24 protein-coding genes and 1 pseudogene are annotated in these 23,883 nt (G+C 73.9%); 14 read left to right on the forward strand and 11 right to left on the reverse strand.

The window, feature by feature from the left end; genetic code table 11:
- Nucleotides 1–8 precede the first annotated feature (8 nt).
- Nucleotides 9–572: a hypothetical protein gene (locus ABD358_RS13900; RefSeq protein ID WP_344631283.1), complete on the forward strand. Its 564-nt coding sequence runs from the start codon at nt 9–11 to the stop codon at nt 570–572.
- Nucleotides 573–589: 17 nt separating this feature from the next.
- On the opposite strand, the gene ABD358_RS13905 is transcribed toward ABD358_RS13900, so the two are convergent.
- The gene (locus ABD358_RS13905) at nt 590–1,162 is read right to left on the reverse strand and encodes a cob(I)yrinic acid a,c-diamide adenosyltransferase (protein ID WP_344631284.1); all 573 of its coding nucleotides are present in this window, start codon (nt 1,160–1,162) and stop codon (nt 590–592) included.
- 291 nt (nt 1,163–1,453) lie between these two features.
- Here ABD358_RS13905 and ABD358_RS13910 point away from each other — a divergent pair, with 291 nt between their 5' ends.
- From ABD358_RS13910 to ABD358_RS13920, 3 genes are all read left to right on the forward strand, one after another.
- A complete protein-coding gene (locus tag ABD358_RS13910; protein ID WP_344631285.1) occupies nt 1,454–2,302 on the forward strand; it encodes a 3-hydroxyacyl-CoA dehydrogenase family protein in 849 nt (282 codons plus the stop codon).
- Between the two features lie 152 nt (nt 2,303–2,454).
- On the forward strand, nt 2,455–2,784 hold the full coding sequence (locus tag ABD358_RS13915) for an STAS domain-containing protein (protein ID WP_344631286.1): 330 nt from the start codon (nt 2,455–2,457) through the stop codon (nt 2,782–2,784).
- A 190-nt stretch (nt 2,785–2,974) separates the two neighbouring features.
- Nucleotides 2,975–5,692 (forward strand): ATP-binding protein, encoded by a 2,718-nt coding sequence (locus ABD358_RS13920; RefSeq protein WP_344631287.1) that lies wholly within the window; start codon nt 2,975–2,977, stop codon nt 5,690–5,692.
- A 73-nt stretch (nt 5,693–5,765) separates the two neighbouring features.
- Here ABD358_RS13920 and nucS read toward each other — a convergent pair whose 3' ends face one another.
- The gene (nucS, locus tag ABD358_RS13925) at nt 5,766–6,437 is read right to left on the reverse strand and encodes an endonuclease NucS (protein ID WP_344631288.1); all 672 of its coding nucleotides are present in this window, start codon (nt 6,435–6,437) and stop codon (nt 5,766–5,768) included.
- A gap of 232 nt (nt 6,438–6,669) precedes the next feature.
- Between nucS and ABD358_RS13930 the strand changes: the two genes are divergently transcribed.
- On the forward strand, nt 6,670–7,062 hold the full coding sequence (locus ABD358_RS13930) for an SCO5389 family protein (RefSeq protein WP_344631289.1): 393 nt from the start codon (nt 6,670–6,672) through the stop codon (nt 7,060–7,062).
- On the opposite strand, the gene ABD358_RS13935 is transcribed toward ABD358_RS13930, so the two are convergent.
- Entirely contained in the window at nt 7,031–8,179 is a 1,149-nt protein-coding gene (locus tag ABD358_RS13935; RefSeq protein WP_344631290.1) for an LLM class flavin-dependent oxidoreductase, read from the reverse strand. The genes ABD358_RS13930 and ABD358_RS13935 overlap by 32 nt on opposite strands.
- 271 nt (nt 8,180–8,450) lie before the next feature.
- Here ABD358_RS13935 and ABD358_RS13940 point away from each other — a divergent pair, with 271 nt between their 5' ends.
- Nucleotides 8,451–8,774 carry an ATP/GTP-binding protein gene (locus ABD358_RS13940; protein ID WP_344631291.1) on the forward strand — a complete coding sequence of 108 codons (324 nt, stop codon included), beginning with the start codon at nt 8,451–8,453 and terminating at the stop codon, nt 8,772–8,774.
- A 152-nt stretch (nt 8,775–8,926) separates the two neighbouring features.
- Here the strand turns inward: ABD358_RS13940 and ABD358_RS13945 are convergent, their stop codons facing one another.
- From ABD358_RS13945 to mce, 3 genes are all read right to left on the reverse strand, one after another.
- Entirely contained in the window at nt 8,927–9,877 is a 951-nt protein-coding gene (locus tag ABD358_RS13945; protein WP_344631292.1) for a coiled-coil domain-containing protein, read from the reverse strand.
- Between the two features lie 123 nt (nt 9,878–10,000).
- Nucleotides 10,001–13,387 (reverse strand): polarized growth protein Scy, encoded by a 3,387-nt coding sequence (gene scy, locus ABD358_RS13950; RefSeq protein WP_344631293.1) that lies wholly within the window; start codon nt 13,385–13,387, stop codon nt 10,001–10,003.
- 149 nt (nt 13,388–13,536) lie between these two features.
- Nucleotides 13,537–13,968 (reverse strand): methylmalonyl-CoA epimerase, encoded by a 432-nt coding sequence (mce, locus tag ABD358_RS13955; protein WP_344631294.1) that lies wholly within the window; start codon nt 13,966–13,968, stop codon nt 13,537–13,539.
- A gap of 137 nt (nt 13,969–14,105) precedes the next feature.
- On the opposite strand from mce, the gene ABD358_RS13960 reads away from it, so the two are divergent.
- Nucleotides 14,106–15,332: an acetyl-CoA C-acetyltransferase gene (locus ABD358_RS13960; RefSeq protein WP_344631295.1), complete on the forward strand. Its 1,227-nt coding sequence runs from the start codon at nt 14,106–14,108 to the stop codon at nt 15,330–15,332.
- A 134-nt stretch (nt 15,333–15,466) separates the two neighbouring features.
- A complete protein-coding gene (gene meaB / locus ABD358_RS13965; RefSeq protein WP_344631296.1) occupies nt 15,467–16,426 on the forward strand; it encodes a methylmalonyl Co-A mutase-associated GTPase MeaB in 960 nt (319 codons plus the stop codon).
- A gap of 19 nt (nt 16,427–16,445) precedes the next feature.
- Here the strand turns inward: meaB and ABD358_RS13970 are convergent, their stop codons facing one another.
- Nucleotides 16,446–16,973, reverse strand: coding sequence for a PepSY domain-containing protein (locus ABD358_RS13970; protein ID WP_344631297.1), 528 nt, complete (start codon nt 16,971–16,973; stop codon nt 16,446–16,448).
- Between the two features lie 121 nt (nt 16,974–17,094).
- On the opposite strand from ABD358_RS13970, the gene ABD358_RS13975 reads away from it, so the two are divergent.
- Nucleotides 17,095–17,760 (forward strand): response regulator transcription factor, encoded by a 666-nt coding sequence (locus ABD358_RS13975; RefSeq protein WP_344631298.1) that lies wholly within the window; start codon nt 17,095–17,097, stop codon nt 17,758–17,760.
- Nucleotides 17,753–19,300, forward strand: a pseudogene (locus ABD358_RS13980) (sensor histidine kinase); the annotation flags it as partial. The gene ABD358_RS13975 and the pseudogene ABD358_RS13980, both read left to right, overlap by 8 nt.
- Nucleotides 19,301–19,425: 125 nt before the next feature.
- On the opposite strand, the gene ABD358_RS13985 reads toward ABD358_RS13980, so the two are convergent.
- The 4 genes from ABD358_RS13985 to ABD358_RS14000 form a co-directional block, all read right to left on the reverse strand.
- Nucleotides 19,426–19,902 (reverse strand): MarR family winged helix-turn-helix transcriptional regulator, encoded by a 477-nt coding sequence (locus ABD358_RS13985; protein WP_344631300.1) that lies wholly within the window; start codon nt 19,900–19,902, stop codon nt 19,426–19,428.
- Nucleotides 19,903–19,970: 68 nt separating this feature from the next.
- Nucleotides 19,971–20,753 carry an AIM24 family protein gene (locus ABD358_RS13990; RefSeq protein ID WP_344631301.1) on the reverse strand — a complete coding sequence of 261 codons (783 nt, stop codon included), beginning with the start codon at nt 20,751–20,753 and terminating at the stop codon, nt 19,971–19,973.
- On the reverse strand, nt 20,750–21,400 hold the full coding sequence (locus ABD358_RS13995; RefSeq protein ID WP_344631302.1) for an AIM24 family protein: 651 nt from the start codon (nt 21,398–21,400) through the stop codon (nt 20,750–20,752). The genes ABD358_RS13990 and ABD358_RS13995 overlap by 4 nt, the downstream gene beginning before the upstream one ends.
- On the reverse strand, nt 21,401–22,039 hold the full coding sequence (locus ABD358_RS14000) for an AIM24 family protein (protein ID WP_344631303.1): 639 nt from the start codon (nt 22,037–22,039) through the stop codon (nt 21,401–21,403).
- An 86-nt stretch (nt 22,040–22,125) separates the two neighbouring features.
- Here ABD358_RS14000 and ABD358_RS14005 point away from each other — a divergent pair, with 86 nt between their 5' ends.
- The 4 genes from ABD358_RS14005 (at nt 22,126) to ABD358_RS14020 (ending at nt 23,784) form a co-directional block, all read left to right on the forward strand.
- Nucleotides 22,126–22,503 (forward strand): DUF3817 domain-containing protein, encoded by a 378-nt coding sequence (locus tag ABD358_RS14005; RefSeq protein WP_344631304.1) that lies wholly within the window; start codon nt 22,126–22,128, stop codon nt 22,501–22,503.
- Nucleotides 22,500–22,802 (forward strand): MTH1187 family thiamine-binding protein, encoded by a 303-nt coding sequence (locus tag ABD358_RS14010; RefSeq protein WP_344631305.1) that lies wholly within the window; start codon nt 22,500–22,502, stop codon nt 22,800–22,802. The genes ABD358_RS14005 and ABD358_RS14010 overlap by 4 nt, the downstream gene beginning before the upstream one ends.
- Nucleotides 22,803–22,900: 98 nt before the next feature.
- On the forward strand, nt 22,901–23,410 hold the full coding sequence (locus tag ABD358_RS14015; protein ID WP_344631306.1) for a MarR family winged helix-turn-helix transcriptional regulator: 510 nt from the start codon (nt 22,901–22,903) through the stop codon (nt 23,408–23,410).
- Nucleotides 23,411–23,448: 38 nt separating this feature from the next.
- Nucleotides 23,449–23,784 carry a DUF3817 domain-containing protein gene (locus ABD358_RS14020; RefSeq protein WP_344631307.1) on the forward strand — a complete coding sequence of 112 codons (336 nt, stop codon included), beginning with the start codon at nt 23,449–23,451 and terminating at the stop codon, nt 23,782–23,784.
- Nucleotides 23,785–23,883 lie beyond the last annotated feature (99 nt).

Consider the following 23,883-nt stretch of genomic DNA (forward strand, 5'->3'; position numbering starts at 1 on the left):
GAAGCGCCGTGGTCGTCACCCTGATCATCGCCTGCGAAGTGGCCTTCTGGGTGCTGCTGGCCGCCGGCCTGGCCCTGCGGTACCTGGCCCGGAAACCGCGCCTGGGAGCGGCGGTGCTGCTGTGCGAACCGCTGCTGGAGGTGGTCCTGCTGGCGGCCACGGCGGCCGACCTGCGGGGCGGCGCCGAGGGGGACTGGACGCACGGCCTGGCGGCCGTCTACATCGGCTTCACCGTGGCGTACGGCCACTACCTGATCAAGTGGGCCGACGGCCACTTCGCCCACCGCTTCGCGGGCGGCCCGCCGCCGGTGAAGCCCCCGAGGTACGGAGCGGCGCGGGCCGTCCACGAGTGGAAGATGTTCGGGCGCACGCTGCTCGCCGCGGTGATCGCCCTGGGGCTGCTCCAGGCCGCGGTGTGGTACGTCGGCGACGCCGGCCGGAGCGAGTCCCTGGTGACGTGGCAGAGCCGGATGCTCCTCGTCGCCGGCATCAGCCTGGTCGTCGCGCTCAGCTACACCGTCCGGCCGAAGCGGGCGCCCGGGGCGCGGGAGGCCGGCGGCGCCCGCCCGTAGCGGAGGGGGAGCGGTCCCTAGCGGTTCTCGCCGGGGACCCACAGGACGTCGCCGACGTCCTTGTTGGCCGTCCTCGCCAGGATGAACAGCAGGTCCGACAGCCGGTTGAGGTAGGTCGCCGTCAGCTTGTTCATGGTTTCGCCGTGCTCCTCCAGGGCGGCCCACGTCGAGCGCTCGGCCCGGCGGACCACCGTGCACGCCTGGTGGAGCAGGGCCGCCCCCGGGGTGCCGCCGGGGAGGATGAAGCTGCGCAGCTTCTCCAGGTCCGCCAGGAAGCGGTCGCAGTCCGCCTCCAGCCTGTCGATGTAGCTCTGCTCCACCCGCAGCGGCGGGTACTCGGGGTTCTCGGCCACCGGTGTGGCCAGGTCCGCACCCACGTCGAACAGGTCGTTCTGCACCCGGGTGAGGACGGCAGTGATCTCTTCGGACAGGCCGCCGAGCGCGATGGCCACCCCGATCGCGGCGTTGGCCTCGTTGGCGTCGGCGTAGGCCGCGATGCGGGAGTCGGTCTTGGCGGTGCGGCTCATGTCCCCGAGGGCGGTGGTGCCGTCGTCACCGGTGCGGGTGTAGATGCGTGTCAGGTTGACCATGCGCCGAGCCTAGCGCCGGGGAACCGGCCCCCGGCCCCGCGCGGGAGGCGTGTGCCCGCCGTCACGGGGACGGCCCGGCCGGCGGGAGCGCCGGCCGGGCCGTGGCGCGTCCGGCGGTGTCCGACCGGGTGCGGGCACCCCGACTTCGCCGGCCGGCGGCCCCCGGTGTGATGTCCGCCATGTGAGACGTGACGCGTGTCTCTTCCCCGCCCACCGGGCCCCCGCGAGCGCTAGTGTCCGGCTGGGAACCGTACGGCACCACAGTGGGAACACCAGGAAGGAACAGTCGACGTGGCCAAGAAGCTCGCCGTCATCGGCGCCGGACTCATGGGATCGGGCATCGCGCAGGTCTCCGCCCAGGCGGGCTGGGACGTGGTGCTGCGCGACATCACCGACGAGGCGCTGACCCGCGGCACGGACGGCATCAAAGCCTCGTACGACAAGTTCGTCTCCAAGGGGAAGCTGACGGCCGAGGAGGCCCAGGCGGCGCTCGGCCGCATCACCACGACCACCGACCTCGACGCCGCCGCCGACGCGGACATCGTGGTGGAGGCCGTCTTCGAGCGGATCGACGTCAAGCAGGAGATCTTCCGCACGCTCGACGGCCTGGTGAAGGACGAGACGATCCTGGCCTCCAACACCTCCGCCATCCCGATCACCAAGATCGCGGCGGCGACGCGGCGCCCCGAGCGGGTCGTGGGCACGCACTTCTTCTCGCCCGTGCCGATGATGCAGCTGTGCGAGCTGGTCCGCGGCCACAAGACCAGCGACGAAACCCTCGCGGCCGCCCGCGAGTTCGCCGAGAGCGTGGGCAAGACCTGTATCGTCGTCAACCGCGACGTCGCCGGTTTCGTCACCACGAGGCTGATCTCGGCGCTGGTCGTCGAGGCGACCAAGCTCTACGAGTCGGGCGTCGCGACCGCCGAGGACATCGACACCGCCTGCAAGCTGGGCTTCGGGCACGCCATGGGCCCGCTGGCCACCGCCGACCTCACCGGCGTGGACATCCTGCTGCACGCCACCGAGAACATCTACACCGAGTCGCAGGACGAGAAGTTCGCCCCGCCGGAGCTGATGCGGCGGATGGTGGACGCCGGTGACATCGGCCGCAAGAGCGGACAGGGCTTCTACCGGTACTGAGGCCGTACGGCGCACACGAGGTCGCCCTCGCGGGTGAATTCGGTACCGGTTCGAACATGGACGGCAACTCGGCTGCCGAAGAGGCAGTCAGTTGTGGTGAGACACAGGCACCCAACAGTCACACACGGACCACTTCTTCCGGGGGAACGGATATGCACATCAGGGGCGACCATGCGGAACTGGTCGTCGGAGGTCGCCTCGACGTCCGCAGCGCGGCGGACGCCCGCACGGTCCTGCACACCGCCGTCGACTCCGGGGAGGGCGACCTCGTACTGGACCTCGCCGAACTGGACTCCTGGGACGCGACCGGGCTCGGCGTGATCATGGGTGTGCACCGGCGGGCGGGCCGCTGCGGGCGCCGCCTCGTCCTGCGGGACGTCCCGCCCCAGATGCAGCGGCTGCTGGTGGCCACCCGCCTGCACCGCATCCTGGCCATCGAGGGCGGCAACTTCACGGAGGGCGGCACCCTGTCCAAACCGTGACCCGGCCAAGCCGTGACGATTCCGGCAGGGCGTCCGACCGAGGGTTGCCGACAGTCCCAGGCCAGGGACTAGGGTTCGGAATTCCGCCGCCTACACTGCGCTGCGGACGGCCACCGAACCACAAGCGAAGGCGAGCGTACGGTCGGCCCGGGAGAGCTACGAGTACGCACCGCATCTGGGGGCACCCACCATGGACCCGACCCACCCGGGACCCGAGGATCAGGACAGCGGGGGCATCACCCGCGCGATCCCGCTGATAGCGGGCGAGTACCTGCTGACGATCAACCCCGTCGACGGCAGCGAGGTCGAGCCCTGCCCGCCCGGCGAGCACCCCGGCACGCCCAGGCGGCGCACCGCCGACTCCCGCGCCGAGCGGGAGCGCGCCGCCCTGCCGCCGGTCCCGACGGGCGTGTCCCTGCCCGACCTGCCGCTGCTGGAGCGCGACGAGGTGCGCGAGCGCCTGGTCCGGCTGCTCCGGCGCGGCCGCTCGGTCCGGCTCACCGGGCCGAGGGGATCGGGACGCACCGCCCTGCTGTCCGCCGTCGCCGCCGAGTGCGCGGACCTCGCCCCGGACGGCGTCGTACGCCTCAGCGGCTGCCGGCGCACACCCGCCGACCTGCTGTACGACCTGTTCGCGGCCGTCCACGACGCCCCCCGCCACCGCCCCGACCGCGCCGAACTGCTGGAGGCGCTGCGCCGCGTCGGCGCGGTGGTCCTCCTGGACGACGTCGAGTTCGGCGGCCAGGGGCTGGACTCCCTCCTCGACGCCACCCCCGAGTGCGCCTTCCTGATCTCGGCCACGCCCGACACCCCCGCCCCCTCCGCCGACGCGCCCCTGGAGGAGGTCTTCCTCTCCGGCATCAGCCGCGACGCCTGCCGGGAGCTGATGGAGCACGTCGTCCGGCGCCCCCTCACCGAGGAGGAGGCGAACTGGGCGGCGGACCTGTGGTTCGAGTCCGAGGGCCTGCCGCTGCGCTTCGTCCAGGCCGGTGCGCTGCTGAAGCAGCGCGACGCCTCCGGCGGCGGGGAGGACGCCGGCACGGGAAGAGGGGAGGAGACCGCCGAGGCGGCCGGCGGACCGCTGCCGACGCTCGCCGCGGGCACGACCCCCGTCCCGCTGCTGGCCGCCGGGCTGTCCGGGACCGCCCGGGAGGTCCTGCGCTTCGCCGTGGCCCTCGACGGCGTTCTCCCGCACCCCGCCCACCTGCCCGCGCTGGTGGACGACGCCCGCGCCGACACGGCCCTGGGCGAGCTGCTCGCCTGCGGCCTGGTCACCGCGGCCGGCGCGCACCACCGGCTCGCCCCCGGAGCGGCCGGTCAACTGGCCGAGGCGGGGTACGGCGACGGCGCGGACGAGCGCGCCCACACCGCCGCCCGGCACTACGCCTGGTGGACCGGCCACCCGTCGGTCACCCCGGAGAGGGTCGCGCAGGAGGCGGAGGCGGTCCTCGCGGCCGTCCAGGGCGCCCAGCGCGGCGGCCACCCGAGCGCGGCGGTGCTGCTGGCCCGCACGGCCGCGCCGACCCTCGCCGCGTCGCTGTACTGGAGCGCCTGGGAACGGATGCTGCGGAGCGGCCAGGAGGCGGCGCGCACGGCGGGCGAGGTCGCCGAGGAGGCGTACTTCCACCACGACCTGGGCGTGCTGGCGCTGTGCACCGGGAACCTGGACCGGGCCCGCGCCGAGCTGGAGGCCTCCATCGGGCTGCGCGGAGCGCTCGCCGACCGCCGGGGCACGGTGGCCGGACGGCGCGCGCTGGCCCTGGTCGAGGACCGCTCCGCGCTGCGGACGGGCGGCACCTCCGACGGGACCGGAGGGACGCCGGAGGGCAGGGCGCTCCCGGGCGGCCCCGTCCTCCCCCGGACCTCCCCGGCCAAGGCCCACACCGTGCCGCCGGTGTCGCCCACACCGTCCCCGTCCCCGTCTCCGTCTTCGGCGCTCCGGTCCGAGCAGCGGCTCCCGTCCGGGCCGCAGGGGACAGCGGACGGCACCCAGAAGCTCGACAAACTGCCCCCGACCCTGGCGGTCCCGCCGGTGACGGTGGGCAGCGCGTTCGACGAACCGTCCGACACCGGGGCGCTGACACGGCCGACCCCGGTCGTCCGGAGCCCCCTCGGGCCCGGCGGCAGCGGCCCCGGCCCCGTCCAGGGCAGGGCCGGCGGCGGCCCCCGCCGCCTCGCGGTCCTGGGAGCCCGGCGCAACGTCCTCGCCGCAGGCGTGGGCGCGCTGCTGGCCGTGGCGGTCGGCACGGTCGTCACGCTCGGCATGGCCTCCGACGGGGAGGAGCCCACCGGCAGCGTGAACCCGGCGGTGACCTCCCGCGAGGACGAGGGCATCACCGTGGACGATCCCGCGCCCAGCTCCAGCGGTGAGGAGAAGGAGCCGGGGCAGAGCGGCGAGCCGTCCGTTCCGGCCTCGGGGACGCCCTCCGCGGACGGTACCGGCTCGGCCGACCCGGAGGACTCCCCGTCCGGGAAGGACGAGGACGACGACTCCTCCGGCGACTCCGGGGAACCGACCGAGTCGAGTGGTTCGGAGGGCCGTTCCGAGGACGCGGACGACGACCGGCCCCCGGCCAACGGCTCCGGCGGTTCCGGTTCGGGTGGTTCCGGCTCGGGTGGTTCCGGCTCCGGCGGCTCCGGCGGCTCCGGGTCGGGTGGCTCCGACGGTTCCGGCGGTTCCGGTTCGGGCGGTTCCGGCGGCTCCGACCAGGGCGGGACCGACACCGAGGGGACCGACACCGAAGGGACCGAGACCGGTGGATCCGGTTCGGCGTCCCCGCCCGTGGAGCCCCCGACGGGCGGCGGCGAGAGCCTCAACGCCAGCGGGCCGGCCTCCCACCCCGCCGCGCCGGCCGGGAGCGGCTCCGCTGCCGCCTCGGACGGCCCGGGCGGGGAACCGGTCGTCTGACCGCATACCCGGTCCGGAGCCGCGCCACGGGCGGCTCCGGACCGGGCAGGCGGGGAAGCGGGGTGACGGCGGCTCAGAACAGCCGCAGCTTGTCGTCCTCGATGCCGCGCAGCGCGTCGTAGTCGAGGACGACGCAGTCGATGCCGCGGTCCGTGGCCAGCACGCGCGCCTGCGGCTTGATCTCCTGGGCCGCGAACACGCCCCTGACGGGGGCCAGGTGGGGATCGCGGTTGAGCAGTTCCAGATAGCGGGTGAGCTGTTCGACGCCGTCGATCTCGCCGCGCCTCTTGATCTCGATCGCTACGGTGTTCCCCTGCGCGTCCCGGCCCAGGATGTCCACCGGGCCGATGGCGGTGGGGTATTCGCGCCGGATCAGGGACCATCCCTCGCCGAGGGTCTCCATTCGGTCAGCGAGCAGTTCCTGGAGGTGCGCCTCCACACCGTCCTTGATCAGACCGGGATCGACGCCGAGCTCGTGCGAGGAGTCGTGGAGGATCTCCTCCATGGTGATGATGAGTTTCTCACCTGATTTGTTCACCACCGTCCAGACGGTGACGCCGTTCTCCTCGCCCTCTTTCAGGGTGCAGGGCGGAGACATCCAGTTGAGGGGCTTGTAGGCCCTGTCGTCGGCGTGGACCGAGACCGATCCGTCGGCTTTCACCAGGATCAGGCGGGGGGCCGACGGGAGATGGGCGGTGAGCCTTCCGGCGTAGTCCACGGAACAGCGGGCGATGACGAGACGCATGGTCGGCCACGCTACTGGACGCGGGGCGGAGCATGCGATTCGCCCCTGGTTCTCCCTGTTCGACTGGGGTCCGACGGTGGCCGGTTGTGTGCCCACGAACCTGGTGCCACCGCATCCACAGGCATAACGTTGCAACCGGGGGCGTCGCCGTGCGAGATCGCTCGGTTACGCGGCGGGGCCTCTGTCCCGTCCGCAAGGTTCCGGCCCGTCCGGGATCGCGAGAGGAGTACTCATGTCGCTCGACGTCTCACCGGCCCTCCTGGAGCAGGCCGAGCGAGGCGACGTCGACGAAGCGGCCTTCGTCGACTGCGTCCGTACGTCCCTGCCCTACGCGTGGGACATGATCAGCTCCCTGGTGGCCAAACTCAGAGTGGACGGCGGGGACTTCGCCGACAACCAGACGCCGCCGCCGGACGAGCAGGCCCGCGGCCAGCTGCTGCGCGCGCTGGCCAGCGACGCGATACGCGGCGCTCTGGAGCGGCACTTCGGCGTCCGGCTGGCCTTCCAGAACTGCCACCGGGTCGCGGTCTTCCCGCTGGACCCGTCGGCGGACGACCGGCTCGCCAAGTTCACCTCCATCCGCGGCCAGCTCCTCAACCAGTCGCCCGAACTGCGCGACTGCTGACCGCGGGCCGCGGGACGGCCGGCCGGGTCACAGCGCGGTGCTCGGCCCCGTTCGCCCGCGCACCCGGGGGCGTGCTCGCTGCCGCTGCTCGGGGGAGGAGCGGCAGCACCTCCGTGCCCAGCCGCCGGATGTTCGCCTCGGTGGCGGCCAGGTCGCCCGAACCCTCGACCAGCAGGGCGAACCGGGTGATCCCGGTCCGTTCCGCCGTGGCCGCGAGCCGGTCGGCGCACAGCCGGGGCGGGCCGACCGGATGCAGCGAGCACAACAGCTCGGTGTAGGCGAGAGGGTCCCGCATCCCGCGCGGCCTGCCGTCCACGGTCCTGTGCGCTCCCAGGCCCTGCCGGAGCCAGCCCGGCATCGCCTTGGTGAGCGTCTCCACGGCCTCGTCGCGGGTGTCGGCCACCTGCGCCACCCCGGCCGACACGTGCCCGGCCGCCAGCACCGCCTCCGGCGAGAGCCCCGCGGACAGGGCCTCGTGCCGCCACAGGGCGACCATCTCCGCCTTCTCCTCGTCGCCGCAGTGCATGCCCAGCAGCATCGGCAGCCCGTGCGCGGCGGCCAGCCGCACGGACTCGGGGGAGGTGCAGGCGACCAGCACGGGTACCTCGTCCGGCCCGGAGAGTCCCTGGCCGGGGCGCGGTACGACGGGGACCTCGCGGAAGCGGTAGCGCTCGCCGTCCGCACCGACGCTCGGCTCGCGCAGCCAGCGCAGCAGTAGGTCCAGCGACTCCGGGAAGCCCCGCTCGTACGCCTCGACACCGCCGCCGAAGACCTCCAGGTCGACCCAGGGGCCGCCGCGCCCCACACCGAGGGAGAACCGGCCCCCGGAGGTGAGGTGCAGGAGCGCGGCCTGCTCGCCGAGGGCGACCGGATGCACGGTCGGCAGCACGCTCACGGCCGTACCCACCCGGATGCGCCGGGTGCGCCCCAGCAGCAGCGCGGCCAGGGTGACCGCCGACGGGCAGACGCCGTAGGGCACGAAGTGGTGCTCGGCCACCCACACGGTGTCCAGCCCGGCCTGCTCGGCCGTCTCCGCGGACCGCACGGCCCGGTGGAGGGCCTCCCCCTGCCCCTGCCCCGGGAACTGGGCCGCCAGCACGAAAGCCCCTACACGCATCGCCACTGCCTCCTCGTCGGTGCGGACCGCCCCTCGGCAACCGTCCCCCCGCGGCGGGCTCCCCCGAACGGCCCTTTGTGGCAACAACGCCCGACACGTGCCAAAGGCACGGCCTGCGGAGAGGTTTTTCCGGCGGCCGGGCGGGGGCGCGAAGGAGAGGGAGGGGGCTGCGGGGGCGGGCGCGCCCCACGCGCCGTACGGACCTGCGTAGGCTGGACGGAGTAACCGCGTCAGCCGGCCCCCGGGCCCCGAGGACCACGTGAGGTGCCCCTTGTCCCCGCGTCGAAACCGCCCGCGCGGCGGTGGCAGGACCACTCGCCGCGCCGGTGAGGCGGAGGACCGCTACGGCCTGGAGCGCACCGAGGAGTGGCGGGGCGAGGAGTGGGTGGTGCGGCAGATCGCCGGCCAGTCGGCGGCCAAGCACTACCGCTGCCCCGGCTGCGACCAGGAGATCCCGCCCGGGGTGCCGCACGTCGTCGCCTGGCAGCGCGACGGCCGGGTGGAGGACCGGAGGCACTGGCACCGGGCCTGCTGGAACGCCAGGGACCGCCGGAGCGCACGGCTCCAGCGGTCCCGCAGCGCGCCGAGGTACTGACGCGGGAGCCCGCCCCCCGGGCTGTCCTTACGGGGCCGTACGGGGATGCCCGGGGCGTGCCCCTCCGGAGGAGGACCGGAAGAGGAGGGGCGCCGGGCGCGTCCGGCGCCCCGGCGTGCAACGGGACCGCCGTGCCGCGGACCAGGGGTGCGTCAGCGCGACTGCTGCGCGGGGACGCCGCGGCCCAGCGGCTCGTCGTCGCTGTCGCCGCTCGGCTGACCGGTCGCGGCGACGGCCGCGCCGGTGAGCGTGGCGAGCATCTCGCGGACGTTGGTGAGCTGGGCGTTGATGCTGTCGCGGCGGTTGGTGAGCGCCGCCAGCTCGCGCTCGGACTCGCTGCGGATGCGGTCGGCCTTGGCGTTGGCGTCGGCCACGATGTCCTCGGCCTGGCGCTGCGCGGTCTCCACCGTCTGGCGGGCGCGGCGCTCGGCGTCGGTGCGCAGCTTCTCGGCCTCCAGTCGGAGCTGCTCGGCGCGGTGCTCGATCTCCGCCAGCCGCTTCTCGGCCTTGGCCTGGCGGGAGGCGAGGTCGCGCTCGGACTGCTCGCGCCGCTTGGCCAGGTTGGTCTCGAAGTCGGCGGCGGCCTGCGCGGCCTTGGCCCGGGTGTCCTCGAAGAGGGCGTCGGCCTCCTCGCGCTTGGCCTGGGCGTCCTTCTGCGCCTCGGCCCGCAGCGTGGCGGCCTCGGCCTTCGCCTTCTCGACGATCCGGGCGCCCTCCTCCTCCGCCTTGGTCTTGCGGTCGGCGGCGTACGCCTCGGCGTCGTTGCGGACCTGCTGGGCGGCGGCCTCGGCCAGTTCACGGTGCTGCTCGGCGGCCCTGCGGGCCTCCTCGCGCAGGTCCTTGGCCTCCTCCTCGGCGAGACGGAGGATCTTCTCGACCCGGGCACCCAGACCGGCGTACGACGGCTCGGACTCGTTGACCTGGGCCTGCGCGTTCTGCGTCTCGAGGTGCAGCTCCTCGATGCGCTTCTCCAGCGATGCGATACGGGCCAGCGCGCTGTCACGGTCGGCGACGAGCTTCGCGATGCGGTCGTCCACCTGTCCGCGGTCGTATCCACGCCGCACGAGCTCGAAGCCGAAGGGGGAGGATGAAGAGTCGCTCATGGGGTTCCTGTCGATCAGACGGGGTCGGACGGGAGAGTGATACAGGGAATCCTAGGGGGAAAAGCGGCGTGTCATCGAGAAGATGCCGGTTTGATATGCAGTATGTACACCCGTTCGAGTGGCTCAGTTCTTGCTCTGTTTGCTGTTCCCACGTGCCGCTCCTGCTCCGACTCCGGCTTTCACCGCGTTGTCTGATCCCCCGTCGTTTCCTTTTGCGTTCCTGCCGTCCTTGCCGCTCCTGCCGTTCGGGACGGGCGCCTCGAAGGACTCCAGCGCCTCCAGGACGTCCTGGACGCGGGAGATCTCGGCGTTGATGTCCTCGCGGCGGCGGGCCAGTATCTCCAGTTCGCGCCGGCCCTGCTCCAGGGTCCGCTCCGCCTCGGCCTTCGCCTCGGCGCGCACCCGTTCGGCCTCCTTGATGATCTCGGCCTTCTTCTGCGCGGCCTCCTTGAGCAGCCCCTCGGCCTTCTTCACCGCCGCGATACGGACCTTGCTCGCCTCGGAATCCGCGTCCGCCCTCGTCTGGCGGGCCTTCTCCTCGGCCTCGGCGAGCTGGTCGCTCGCGGCCTTCACCAGTTTGTCCACGCGCTCGCCCGCGGACTTCATCGCCTCGGCGGCCTCCCGGCGCGCACGGTCGTGGAGTTCCTCGATCTCGGCCTCGGTGCGGGCCCGCAGCTCCTCCGCCCGCTCCCGGATGGCGTTGGCGTCGCGGCGCGCCTCCTCCAGCATGGTGTCGGAGTCGCCGCGGGACTTCTCCACCAGCGCGGTGCTCTCCGCCCGTGCCTCGGCCACCAGCCGCTCGGCCTCCTTGCGGGCGGCGCCGACCATGGTGTCCGCCTGCTCCTCCGCGGCGGCCGCGATGCGGACGGCCTCCTCCCGGGCCTTGGAGATGAGCTGGTCGGCCTGCTCGGCCGCATCGCCCAGCCGCCTCGCCGCGGCCTCGCGCGCCTCGTCCCGTACGCGGTCGGCCTCGGCGCGCGTCCGCTCGGCCTCCTGACCGGCCGTGGTCCGCACCCGCTCCGCCTCGGCGATCGCCTCCGAAACCGTGCGCTCGGCGAGCGACTTGGCGGCGTCCGTCTCCTCCTGAGCCTCCCGGCGCAGGGTGGCCGCGGCGTGCTCGGCCGCGGACCGCAGACCGGCGATCTCCTCCTCGGCCTGCGCGTGGAGCCCCGCGACCGATTCGCGTACCTGCTGGGCCTTCTGCTCGGCGGCGGCCACGAGTTCGGCCGCCCGCCGCTCGGCCTCGCCGACCAGCCGCTCGGCCTCGGCCTGCGCCTCCTCGACCCGCTTGCGCGCGGAGGCGAGGAGCTCCTCGCTCTGCTCGCGGGCCTGGGCACGCTCGCGCCCGGCCTCCTCGCGCGCGGAGGCGAGCAGTTCCTCGGCCTCGCGGCGGCGCCGCGAGGCCTCCTCCTGCGCGGCCGCCAGTGCCTCGGCCGCCTCCGCGCCCGTGCGCTCGGCCGCCGCGTTGGCCTCCGCCCGCACCCGGTCGGCCGTCTCCTGGGCCTCGGCGCGCAGCCGCTCGGCCTCGGCCGCCGCCTCGGTGCGCAGCCGCACCGCCACGGCCTCGCCCTCGGCCCGGGCCTGCGCGGCGTCCGAGGCCGCCTCGGTGCGGAGCCGCTCGGCCTCCTCCTCGGCCTGCTGCCGCAGCACCCGCAGCCGCTCCGCCGACTCCGTGCGGAGCCGCTCGGTCTCGGTGCGGGCCTCCTCGCGGAGCCGTTCGGCCTCGGCGCGGGCCTCGCGGAGCCCCTCCTCGGCCGCGGCCAGCCGCTGCTCGGCCTCGGCGCGCAGCCGCGCCAGCTCCTCCTCGGCCTCGGTCCGGCGGGCCAGGACGGCGGCCTCGGTCTCCTCGCGGAGCCGCTGCCCGGCCCGCTCGGCCTCCTCCCTGGTCTGCTCGGCCTGCCGCTCGGCCTCGCCGCGCAGCTCCTCCGCCTCGGCGCGGGCCCGCTCCAGGGCCTCCTCGGCCTGGCGGCGCAGGGTGGCGGCCCGCTCGATCGCCTCGGTGCGGACCCGCTCGCTCTCGGCGCCGGCGGCGCTGCGGGTCTCCTCCGCGTCCGCCTTGGCCTGGGCGAGCAGCTCCTCGGCGCGGCTGGCCGCCTCCTCGATCTGCTGCACGGCCTCGCGGCGGGCCTCGCCCCGGATCCGCTCGCCCTCCGCGACGGCCTCGGCGCGCAGCTGCTCGGCCTCGCCGCGCAACCGCCGCGCCTCCTCCTGGAGTTCGACGGTCTTGGCGCGGTACTCCTTGGTGTCGTTCTTGGCCGCGCCCTTGAGCTGCTCGGCCACGTCGTGCGCCTCGGCGCGCAGCCGGTCGGCCTCCGCCTCGGCCTCGGCGCGCAGCCGCTCGGCCTCCTCGGCGGCGGCCCTGGTGGTGGCCTTGGCCTCCTCGGACGCCTTGGTGAGCACCTCCTCGGCCGTACGGGCGGCCTCGGCGAGCTGCGCGGCCGACTCCTCGGCCGACTTGGCCCGGGCGGTCTCCCGGGCCTCGGCGATCAGCCGCTCGGCCTCGGCGCGGGCGTCGGCCCGGACCTGCTCGGCCTCGGCCTTGGCGGTCTCCGCCTCCTTGGTGGCCTCGGTGACCATGCGGGCGATCTCGGCCTTGGCCACCCGGGTGCGCTGCTCGTTCTCCGCCTCGGCGTCGGCCAGCCGCTTGGCGGCGGACTCCCGGGCCTCGGCGAGGACCTTGTCGGCCTCCGCGCGGGCCTCGCGCAGCGCCGTCTCCGCCTCCTGCATCCGCTCCTCGGCCCGGCGGGCCAGGACGGCGGCCTCGCGGCGGGCGGTCTCGGACTCGGCGGCGGTGGAGGCGCGGAGCCGCTCGGCGTGCTCGGTGGCCTCCTGGGCCTGCGCGGAGGCGGCGTTCAGCAGCCGCTCGGCGTCCGCGCGGGCGCGGCGCAGCAGGGCCTCGGCCTCGGTGCGGGCGGCCTCCGCCTCCGAGGTCAGCCGCTGCCGGGACTGCTCGGCCAGCCGCTGCGCCTCGGCGCGGGCGGCGGCCAGGGTCTGCTCGGCCTCGGCGCGCGCCTCGTCCATCAGCCGGCGGGCCTGCGCCTCGCTGCGGGCCCTCAGCTGCTCGGCCCAGGCGACGTTCTCGTTGACGTGGGACTCGACGGTCGCGCGGCGCTCGTTGAGCTCCTGGTCGAGCTGCTGGCGGCGGGCGACCGCCTCGGCGTGCAGCTCGGCCTCCATCCGGGCCTGCCGCTCGGCGTGCTCCTGGAGGAGTCGCTGAGTCTGGGCGCGGGCCTCGCGCAACTCGCGCTCCGCGTCGGCGCGCAGCTGCTCGGCCTGGATCTGCGCGTTGCGCAGGAGCTGCTCGGCCTGGTGCGACAGGTTGTCGTAGCCGGCCGGGCGCGCGGCGAGAGCGCGGCGCGCCTCGTGCAGCTTGGCGCGCAGCACTTCGACCTGGTAGCCGAGGTCGTCGGCGTGGTCGACCGCCTTGTCCCGCTCGTCCCTCAGCCTCTTCATCTCGGCTTCGAGCCGGGATAGGTGGTCGTCAGCCTCGTAGCGGTCGTAGCCCCGCACTGCGCGGTCCCATCCGTCCCCTGGTCGTGGTGAAGGTGAACTGACCCTTCGGAGGAAATGGTGTCAGATCATCGGCGGAACGCGGGACGGGCCCCAGCCAGCCCACAGCCCCGGCCGAACGGCCACTCTACCGGCCGGGGGAGCCGGCGTCAGTGCCGCGAGGGGGCGGAGGTGACCAGTTCGGTGAGGACGCCGTGGCAGTCCTTGGGGTGGAGGAAGGTGATCCGCGACCCCATCGACCCCCTGCGGGGCTCGTCGTACAGCACGCGCACGCCCTTCTCGCGGACGGCCTCGGCCTCGCCGTCGACGTCCGCGGTGCCGAAGGCGATGTGGTGCACTCCCTCGCCGTTCTTCGCCAGCCACTTGGCGACGGTGGAGTCCTCCCGGATCGGTTCCAGGAGCTGGAGGTAGGAGGCGCCGCCGTCGTCCGTGCCGTTGACGCGGAGCATGGCCTCGCGCACCCCCTGCTCCTCGTTCACCTCGGTGTGGAACACCTCGAAGCCGTACGTGGCACGGTAGAACTCGACCGTCTTGTCCAGGTCGAAGCAGGCGATTCCGATGTGGTCGATGCGAGTCAGCATGGCACCAGTGCACCGTCTTGCCGAGCGGTTACGCAACGTGCGCACGGTCACACCGACCGGCCGGTGACCCGGGCCGGTACCGCTCAGTACATTGGCGATAACCCTCGTTAACCTCCCTGCTCCGAAGGGGCCGCACCGTGACCGAAACGACGAACGCCCAGACGAACGCAGCGTCCGCCACCACCTCCGTGATCGTCGCGGGCGCCCGTACGCCCATGGGCCGCCTGATGGGCTCGCTGAAGTCCTTCTCCGGCGCCGACCTCGGCGGCATCGCCATCAAGGCGGCCCTGGACCGCGCGGGCATCGGCGGGGACCAGGTCCAGTACGTGATCATGGGGCAGGTGCTCCAGGCCGGCGCGGGACAGATCCCGGCCCGGCAGGCCGCCGTGAAGGCCGGCATCCCCATGAACGTCCCCGCGCTGACGATCAACAAGGTGTGCCTCTCCGGGCTGGACGCCATCGCGCTGGCCGACCAGCTCATCCGCGCGGGCGAGTTCGACGTGGTCGTCGCGGGCGGCCAGGAGTCCATGACCAACGCCCCGCACCTGCTGCCCAAGTCCCGCGAGGGCTTCAAGTACGGCGCGGTGCAGATGCTGGACGCCATGGCGCACGACGGCCTCACCGACTCCTTCGAGAACGTCGCCATGGGCGAGTCCACGGAGAAGCACAACACCCGGCTGGGCATCGGCCGCGCGGAGCAGGACGAGATCGCGGCCCTGTCCCACCAGCGCGCCGCCGCCGCGCAGAAGAACGGCGTCTTCGACGCGGAGATCACCCCGGTGGAGATCCCGCAGCGCAAGGGCGACCCGGTCCTGTTCACCAAGGACGAGGGCATCCGGCCCGAGACCACGGTGGAGTCCCTGGCCCGGCTGCGCCCGGCCTTCGCCGAGGGCGGCACCATCACCGCCGGTTCCTCCTCGCAGATCTCCGACGGCGCCGCCGCGGTGGTCGTGATGAGCAGGGCCAGGGCCGAGGAGCTGGGTCTGGAGTGGATCGCCGAGATCGGCGCCCACGGCAACGTGGCGGGCCCGGACAACTCGCTGCAGTCGCAGCCGTCCAACGCCATCCGCCACGCGCTGGACAAGGAGGGCCTGGACGTCGGCGACCTCGACCTCATCGAGATCAACGAGGCGTTCGCGGCCGTCGCGGTGCAGTCGATGAAGGACCTCGGCGTTGACCACGAAAAGGTGAACGTCAACGGCGGCGCCATCGCGCTGGGTCACCCGATCGGGATGTCCGGCGCGCGGATCGTGCTCCACCTCGCCCTGGAACTCAAGCGCCGGGGCGGCGGTGTGGGCGCGGCGGCGCTGTGCGGCGGCGGCGGCCAGGGCGACGCCCTGATCGTGCGGGTGCCGAAGAAGTGACGCACCGGGTGCGGGCCCGTGCGCGACGCGGGCGGGCCCGCACCCGGCGGCACGGCCGGTACGGCGACGGGGCACGACCGGTGGACGAGGACCGGCCGAGGGACGGCCGGAGGATGGCGAGGAGCGCAGCACGCATGGCGGTGGACGTCCCCGGACTGGTGGAGCAGGCGCGGGAGGGCAGGCCCCGGGCCGTGGCCCGGCTGATCTCGCTGGTGGAGGGCGCCTCTCCGCAGCTCCGCGAGGTGATGGCGGCCCTGGCGCCGCTGACCGGCAACGCCTACGTCGTCGGTCTGACCGGTTCGCCGGGGGTGGGCAAGTCCACCTCCACCTCGGCGCTGGTCACCGCGTACCGGAGGGCCGGCAGGCGGGTCGGGGTCCTGGCCGTGGACCCGTCCTCGCCGTTCTCCGGCGGGGCTCTGCTGGGCGACCGGGTGCGGATGTCCGAGCACGCCTCCGACCCCGGCGTCTACATCCGCTCCATGGCCACCCGCGGCCACCTGGGCGGACTGGCCTGGGCCGCCCCGCAGGCCATCCGCGTCCTGGACGCGGCGGGCTGCGACGTGATCCTGGTGGAGACCGTCGGCGTCGGCCAGTCCGAGGTCGAGATCGCCTCGCAGGCCGACACCTCCGTCGTCCTCCTCGCCCCCGGCATGGGCGACGGCATCCAGGCGGCGAAGGCCGGAATCCTGGAGATCGGCGACGTCTACGTGGTCAACAAGGCCGACCGGGACGGCGCCGACGCCACCGCCCGCGAACTGAACCACATGCTCGGCCTCGGGGAGGCCCGTGGGCCCGGCGACTGGCGTCCGCCGATCGTCAAGACCGTCGCCGCGCGCGGCGAGGGCGTCGACGAGGTCGTCGAGGCGCTGGAGAAGCACTACGCCTGGATGCAGGAGCGCGGTGTGCTCGCCGAGCGCCGCCGGGCCCGCGCGGCCCGCGAGGTGGAGACCATCGCGGTCACCGCGCTGCGCGAGCGCATCGGGGACCTGCGCGGCGACCGGCGGCTGGGGGCCCTGGCCGAGCGGATCGTGGACGGGGCGCTCGACCCGTACACGGCGGCCGACGAGCTGGTGGCGGGGCTGACCGGGGAGTGACCCCCGCGGGCGGCGGCCGTCAGTCGTCGTTCTTGTCGTCGTCCCGGTCGTCGCCGCGGTCGTCCTTGTCGTCGTCGCGGTCGTTCCGGTCGTCGTCCCGGTCGTCCGCGTCGGCACTCCGCTTGAGGACATCGCCGCTGTCCGCGTCCACCGCGACCTCGTGCCACGCGCCGTCCTTGCCCAGGACGTCGACGTCCCAGGCCGGCCTGTCGCCGTCGTCGTCCAGCTCGGCGGACTCCGCCGTGCCCGGCACGGCCTTCAGCGCGGCCGCGACGGCCTCCTGGAGGGTGACCTCGGCGCCGCGCAGCTTCCGCAGGTCGTCGTCCCGCTCGCCCTTGTCGCCGCCGCGGTCGTCCCTGTCGTCCCGGTCGTCCTTGTCGTCGTCGCGGTCGTCGTCCCGGTCGTCGGTGTCGCCCGTCCGCAGGCTCGCGGCCAGGGCCTCCGACGGGGCGGTGTCGTCGCCGGCGAAGGCGAGGGTGCTCCCCCCGGCGACGAGCGCGGCGGTGGCGACGGCGGCGACGACCAGCTTGCGGTTCCTGAGGTTCATGGTCCGTTCCTCCCGAGCGATGGGCTCCGTGGCTGACGGAGAACACCGTCGCAGGACACGGCTGAAGGTTTCCTGAAGCCGCCTGAAGATCTCTTCAGGTACGTTTTGGCAGGCTGACCCCATGCGCGTGCTGATTGTGGAGGACGAGAAGCGGCTCGCCCTGTCGCTGGCCAGAGGACTGACGGCCGAGGGCTTCGCCGTCGACGTCGCCCACGACGGGATCGACGGGCTGCACCGCGCGACCGAGGGGCCCTACGACCTGATCGTCCTCGACATCATGCTGCCGGGCATGAACGGCTACCGCGTCTGCTCCGAGCTGCGTGCCGCCGGCGACGAGACGCCGATCCTGATGCTGACCGCCAAGGACGGCGAGTACGACGAGGCCGAGGGGCTCGACACCGGCGCCGACGACTACCTGACCAAGCCGTTCTCCTACGTGGTGCTCCTCGCCCGGGTGCGGGCGCTGCTGCGGCGCCGCACCCGGGGCGGGGCGTCCGTGCTGCGCGTCGGCGAGCTGACGGTGGACCCCGGCGCGCGGCGGGTGACGCTCGGCGGGAGCGAGGTGGCCCTGACCGCCAAGGAGTTCGCCGTGCTGGAGTACCTGGCCGTGCGCGCCGGTGAGGTGGTCTCCAAGGCGGAGGTGCTGGAGCACGTGTGGGACTTCGCCTACGAGGGCGACGTCAACATCGTCGAGGTGTACGTCAGCGCGCTGCGCCGCAAGCTGGGCCCCGACGTGATCGCCACGGTGCGCGGCGCCGGGTACCGGCTGGTGGGCCCCGGTGTCTAGGTCCCCTCTCGCCCGGCTCACCGTCCGTGCGCGCGCCGCGCTCGGCGCCACGCTCGTGGTGGCGGTGGCCCTGGTGGCGGCCGGGTTCGCCGTGGTCCAGGTGCTCCGCGGCGGTCTGGCCGAGAACGCCCGGCTGCACGCCGAGACCACCGCCCGTGAGGTCGCGGCCGGGGTCGCCGACGTGCCGGCGGACGAGGCGGACGGCCTGGACGCGCTGACGGACGACGAACCGGTGCAGGTGGTGGACGCCTCCGGCACGGTGCTCGGGGCCAGCGGCCCGCTGCGCGGACGCGGGCCCGTGGCCGACTTCAACCGTCCCCGGCAGCCGGTGGCCACCCCCTCCCCGGAGGACCGGGACGGCGACCGGGACGGCGACGACGGCGGGGACGACGACGGCGGGGAGGACCGCGGAGACGACGGAGGCGACGGCGGAGACGACGACGGCGCCGCCGAGCCGGTCGAGGTGGACCGCAACAGCGTCACCGAGACCGTCGCCCTGCCCGTGGACGGGGACGGCGAGGTGACCTTCGACCGCGCCCGGGCGGTCGCCGCGCAGGACTTCCGGCTGGTCGCCGTGCAGGGCGTCACCCGCGACCGCGTCCCCGTCACCGTCTACGCCGGCGCGTCCCTCGCCGAGCAGGAGGAGGCGGTCTCCACCGTCACCGACACCATGCTCGTCGGGCTGCCCGCGCTGCTGGCCGTGGTCGGGGGCGTCACCTGGCTGGTCACCCGCGGCGCGCTCCGGCCGGTCGAGGGCATCCGGCGGGAGATGGCGGCCATCGCGGCCGGCACCGACCTGTCCCGGCGCGTGCCCGAGCCCCCGACCGGCGACGAGGTCGCCCGGCTGGCACGGACCACCAACGAGACCCTGGCGGTCCTGGAGGCGTCCGTCGAGCGGCAGCGCCGCTTCGTCGCCGACGCCTCCCACGAGCTGCGCAGCCCGATAGCCTCGCTGCGCACCCAGCTGGAGGTCGCCGCGGCCCATCCCGGACTGCTCGACCTCGACGGCGCGATCCACGACACCGTACGGCTCCAGGACCTGGCCGCCGACCTGCTGCTGCTGGCCCGGCTGGACGCCGGGGAGCGGCCGGGGGGGAAGCGGGTGGCGCTGGACGCGCTGGTCCGGGAGGAACTGGCGCAGCGCGCCGGGGACCGCATCGCCGTCACCCTGGCCGAGGAGGCCGGGGAGGCGGCGGGAGCCCCGGTGGAGGTGACCGGATCGCGCGGCCACCTCGCCAGGGTGCTGGGGAACCTCCTGGACAACGCCCAGCGCCACGCGGAGACCCGCATCAGGGTGAGCGTGGGCCGCAGGGACGGGCAGGCGGTGCTGGAGGTCGCCGACGACGGGGCCGGGGTGCCGGAGGAGGAACGGGAGAGGATCTTCGAGCGGTTCGTCCGGCTCGACGACGCGCGCAGCCGCGACGACGGCGGCGCCGGTCTGGGGCTGGCCATCGCCCGCGACGTGGCGTCCCGCCACGGCGGCACCCTCACCGTCGGCCGTGCCCCCGAGGGCGGCGCCCTGTTCACGCTGCTCCTGCCGGCGGCTCCCGGGGACGCCGCCTCCGTCCCCGGCACGGGGCCGGGCGGCGGGGACGGCGGGTGGGGACGCGGCTCCGGCGGGGAGAACCCCCGAAGCGGGGCCCGGAGTCCCTCCCGGCCCGCCCGCTAGCCCCGCCCGCGCAGCGACCGCAGGTGGCCGGCGACCGGTGCCAGCGCGTCGTGGAGAGCCTCCAGCGCGTCGGGAGGGAGCAGGTCGATGAAGTGGCGCCGCACCGAGGCGACGTGGTGCGGCGCCACCTCGCGCATCGTCTTCCAGCCGTGCTCGGTCAGCACCGCGAACAGTCCGCGCTTGTCGGACTCGCAGTTCTCCCGCCGCACCAGCCCGGCCTTCTCCATGCGGGTGATCTGGTGGGAGAGGCGGCTCTTGGACTGGAGCGTCGCGGCGGCCAGGTCGCTCATCCGCATCCGGCGGTCGTCCGACTCGGAGAGGTTGACCAGGATCTCGTAGTCGTTCATGGTCAGCCCGAACGGCTGGAGGTCCCGCTCCAACTGGTGCGTGAGGAGCTTGTTGACATCGAGGTGCACGCGCCAGGCACGCTGTTCCCCCTCGGCCAGCCAGCGGGGGTCCTTGTCCGTCTCCATGGTGCTGGACTCTACCCGGGGCACGGGCGGCCCCCGGCAAGGGTCTGTTACCCCCGGTCACCCGTCCGTCACAGGCCGAGGCGGCGCTGGATGCCGCCCAGACCGCCCGGGAGCTGCGGAAACTGCCCGCCCCCGGCGCCGTGGGCGCCTCCGTGACCGCTGCCGGTCACGCCCGGCTGCCCGGGCGGGGGCGCGCCGGCGTCCCGCTCCTCCATCAGCACCTCGGTGGACTGGATCAGCACCGTGCCCGACCCGACGAAGTCGAACTGGTGCTCCTCGCCGGAGGTCCCGCCGATCCCGGTCAGCGACCGCAGTCCGCCGAGGAACCCCTTCAGGTACCGGTGGTCGTAGTGGTGGCAGGGGGAGGGGCAGTCCGCCCACCCCACCAGCGCCTGCGGATCCACCCGGACCGGGGGCTCCACGAAGTGCACCGGGCCGTTGGAGGCCGCCACGAACTTCCCCGTCCCGAGCAGGGTGACGAAGCCCGGGATGATCGACTGCTTCAGCGACAGGCTCGGCTCGAAGGCCAGCAGGTTGCCCGAGCGGATGGTGAGGTTGCCGTCGTCCAGGTCGTAGGAGTTGACGTCGAAGGACCGGTCGGCCAGGAGCATCTTGCCCCGGCCCTGGGCGACGACCCAGTCCGAGGCGTGCAGCGGGGAGTGGAAGCTGGCGGCCACCAGCCGGTCCAGGGGGCCGTGGCCGATGCCGTCGAAGGTGATCTGCCCGTAGTAGGCGATCATCTTCCCCTTCTGCAGGAACCACTGGCCCGACAGGTCCACGCAGAAGGTGTAGGCGTTGACGTTGTCGTTCGACGGCAGGGTGTGGGGGTCGTGGACCACCGGACCGGTCACAGCTTCTCCTCGCTCGCCTGGACGAGCACCTCGCCCTGGCCGGACAGCTCCAGCTGGAACGCCTCGCCCGAGCCCCGCCCGACCATGTCCCGCCAGCCGAGCGCCGTGGAGAGCCGGTTCGTCACGTTCCCGCGGTGGGCGACGTACGCCTGGGGGTCGACGTGGACGGGGCCGCCGGGGGAGACCGGCAGCCGGATCACCCCGCCGTGCGCCATCACGGCCACCGAGCCGTGCCCGGTCAGGGTCGTGGTGAACAGGCCCTGCCCGGTCATCTGGCCGCGGACCACGCCCATGACCCCGCCCTGGGAGCCCATGAACATCGTCCCCTGCTCCAGCGTCCCGTCGAAGGCGAGGAGCCGGTCGGCCTCCACGTGGAGGGTGTCGCCGGCCAGCTCGACCACCTCGACGTGGTGGCCGCCGTGCCCGAACAGCACCGTTCCGCTGCCCTCGACCGTCATCAGGGGCGTCGCCTCGCCGGCCAGCCGCCGGCCGATCATCGAGCCGATGCCGCCCTGCCCGCCCTGGATGTCGGGGGTGAAGGCGACCTCGCCGGTGTACGCGATCATCGCGCCGCGCTGGCTGAACAGCCGCCGGCCGGGCGCCACCCGCGCCTCGACCAGCTTGGAGTTGATCTGACGGAACGGCATCTACAGGTCACCACCGATCGTGTTCCGCTCGCTGGGCTGGACGTAGACCAGTCCGTCGCCCTCGAAGCGGATCTGGAAGGCCTCGCCGGAGCCCTCGCCCATGACGGTCCGGAAGGTCACGCCCGTCTGGAACTCCTGCCGGAGGTTCCCGGTGTGGGCCACGTACGCGCCCGGGTCCACCTGGAGCGGGAACTGCGGGGTGACGCGGAGCACCACCGCCGGGCCGTCCGACGTCAGCGCCGCCGTGCCGGTGCCCTCGACGGTGGTGGTGAACAGTCCGTTGCCCTGCGCGGCGCCGCGCAGGCCGGTGAAGGCGGTGCCGGTGCGCAGGGAGCCGTCCACGCACAGCAGGTTCCCGGACTCCACGTGGAGCTTCTCGCCGTTCAGCGCCACCAGGCTGATGTCGCCGGCGCGGTCGGCGAAGTAGCAGGTGCCCCGCCCCCTCGCCTCCATCAGCTCCATCTGCTCGCCGGTGAGGCGGCGCGTGACCATGCCGCGCAGGCCCTCGCCGCCGCCGGAGAGCCTCTTGAAGGACACCTGGCCCTCGTAGGCGACCATCGAGCCGTTCTTCGCCCTGACCGTGTCGCCGGCCAGGTCGACGGCGAGCACCTTGCCGCTCTGGAGTCGGAACCGAACCACGGGCCGAATCTACCCGGGAACGGGCGTCGCGGGGGAGGCTGCCACAATGGGCAGAGCTTGTGCATCCCTTCACAAAGGATCTCCCCGTGGACCTCAAGACCGCTTCAGCGCTGCGCCGCCTCCGGCTGATCTCCGTCCCGGAGGCCGTCTCCTTCCTCGTTCTGCTGGTGTGCTCCGTGCTCAAGCGGACCACCGAGTTCAACGCCGTGCCGGTGATGGGCGCCGTCCACGGCCTCCTCTTCGTCCTCTACGTCCTCTTCTGGCTGGACGCCTGGAACCGCGCCAGGTGGCCGCTGGGCCGGGCCGCGCTCTACTTCGCCTGCTCGGTGCTCCCCGCCGGCGGCTTCTGGGCCGACAGGCGGCTGCGCCGTGAGGCCGAGGCGAGCGTGATCGCCGCCCGGGCCCGTGCCGAGCGGGCCAGGCTGGAGACCGAGCGGCCCCGGACGGGGGCGGTGGACGCGTGATCGTCGCCTTCTCCGTCACCCCGCTCGGCGTCGGCGAGGACGTGGGGGAGTACGTCGCCGAGGCCGTGCGGGTCGTCCGCGAGTCGGGGCTGCCCAACCGCACGGACGCGATGTTCACCTCGCTGGAGGGCGAGTGGGAGGAGTGCATGGAGGTCGTGCGGCGGGCGGTGGCCGCCGTCGAGGCCCGGGCCCCGCGCGTCTCGCTCGTCCTCAAGGCCGACATCCGCCCCGGTGTCACCGACGGTCTCACCTCGAAGGTGGAGACCGTCGAGCGGCACCTGGGACGGCAGGCGCCGTAGCGGCGCGGGCGGGCGTCCCGCCGTCGCGGACGCCCGCCCGGAGCCCGGAATCCGAGACGATTCCCGCCACGATATGAGAGGCCTATAAGGTCGGAGACGTGCCCAAGCCGCTCAGTCTGACGTTCGACCCGATCGCCCGCGCCGACGAACTGTGGAAGCAGCGCTGGGGATCCGTGCCCTCGATGGCCGCGATCACCTCGATCATGCGGGCGCACCAGATCCTGCTCGCCGAGGTCGACGCGGTGGTCAAGCCCTACGGCCTGACCTTCGCCCGCTACGAGGCGCTGGTGCTGCTCACCTTCTCCAAGCGGGGCGAGCTGCCGATGTCGAAGATCGGCGAGCGGCTGATGGTCCACCCCACCTCGGTGACCAACACCGTCGACCGCCTGATGCGGGCGGGACTGGTCGCCAAGCGCCCCAACCCCAACGACGGGCGCGGCACCCTCGCCTCCATCACCGACCGGGGCCGCGAGGTGTGCGAGGCGGCGACCCGCGACCTGATGGCCATGGACTTCGGGTTCGGGGCCTACGACGACGAGGAGTGCCGCGAGATCTTCGCGCTGCTGCGCCCGCTGCGCGTGGCGGCCGGGGACTTCCAGGAGGGCTGAGGCAGGGGGCCCGGAAGGGGGCGGTTAGGCTCGTCGGCATGAAGAAGAGCGTGCTGACCCGCTACCGGGTCATGGCCTACGTCACGGGTGTGCTGCTGATCCTGCTGTGTCTCGGCATGATCGGCAAGTACCTGCTGGAGCTGGACGGCGCCGAGACCTTCACCTACGTCGTCAGCCTCGCCCACGGCTGGCTGTACGTGCTCTACCTGGTGTTCGCCTTCGACCTCTGCCTCAAGGCGAAACTGCCGGTCCCCAGGCTGCTGTGGGTGCTGCTCGCGGGCACGATCCCGACCGCCGCCTTCTTCGTCGAGCGCGGGCTGGCGCGCCGGGTGGAGCCGCTGGTCGTGGACGGCGCCGCCCCCGCCCGGGCCTGACGCTCCCGCCGGAGCCCGACGCCCCGACCGGGGCGTCCGCACGGACGGCCGGGGTCCCGTTTCCCGCGGGACCCCGGCCGTCCGTGCGTACGGCGGCGC

It is taken from the genome of Streptomyces glaucosporus (assembly GCF_039533345.1).
In the GTDB taxonomy this organism is placed as follows: Bacteria; Actinomycetota; Actinomycetes; order Streptomycetales; family Streptomycetaceae; genus Streptomyces; species Streptomyces glaucosporus.